We start from the raw sequence: 856 nt of genomic DNA, 5'->3' as shown, positions 1-856 counted from the left end.
GTCCTGATAGGTATTGCCTGTCATGACGCCGCCCGCCCCGTAGCCTCTGCAAGATGAATCGGCCGGCCGGCGGCCGCGAGCATCTCGCGGGCGAGCGCTGGCGTCCCGGCCCTGCCGGTCGCCACCAGCCATTCGGCGACGACGCCGGCGCTGCGCTGGAAGCCGAGCGCGCAGCACACCAGGACGGTGCCGTCGCGGCGTGCATTCTCCAGCGCGCCGGCTGCCTGTTGCCGTATCGCCAGTGGCGGCGGCAACAGGTCGATCATCGGAAAGCTGATCCAGCGGCAATCGGTTGTCGCCGGCTTTTCGAGTTCGGCGGCGAGGTCGATGACCGTGCCGAAGCTGTTGGCCTCGCTTGCCGTGGGAAAGCGCCCGAGAAAGACACCTTCGGCAATCGCCACCTGGGGGGCAAGATTGCGCGTCCAGGCCCATATGTTTGCCCTGGCGCCGAGGCGATAAGGCAAGAGCAGGACACGGCTTGCAAGCGTCATGGTGCCATCGGCGGATTTCTGGAACACCTTTTCGCCTGCGCCAGCATAGGCGAAGGCGACGATGGCCAGCGCCAGCGCCGGCCAAAGCAGGAAGAGCGCGACAGCGCAAAGGAAGGCACCGAGCGCGGCACCGGCCAGCGCGAGGACGGCGCCCAGCGCGTAGAACCGCGCCAGCCGCCGCGCTTTCGCATCGTTGGTCAGCCGGAAGCCTGCAAACGGCAATGCGCCGCTGCGCGGAAACAGCCACAGCGCAAAGAACCCGAGCAGCGCGCCGGTCGGGATGTCGATGAAGTGATGCTGCCAGGTCGTCAGCACCGAGGCGCCGATGAGGAAGCTCCAGCCATGCCAGAGCGGCAGGAGCAACC

1 pseudogene is annotated in these 856 nt (G+C 67.5%); it reads right to left on the bottom strand.

Annotation, left to right across the window (positions count from 1 at the left end):
- Positions 1–20 precede the first annotated feature (20 nt).
- Positions 21–856, bottom strand: a pseudogene (locus EN991_RS38075) (serine/threonine protein phosphatase); the annotation flags it as partial.

The organism is Mesorhizobium sp. M7A.F.Ca.US.005.03.2.1 (assembly GCF_003997795.1).
Taxonomy (GTDB): domain Bacteria; phylum Pseudomonadota; class Alphaproteobacteria; order Rhizobiales; family Rhizobiaceae; genus Mesorhizobium; species Mesorhizobium ciceri.
Note: the sequence above shows the minus strand (reverse complement) of the source record. Positions and strands in the feature narration are given on the sequence as shown.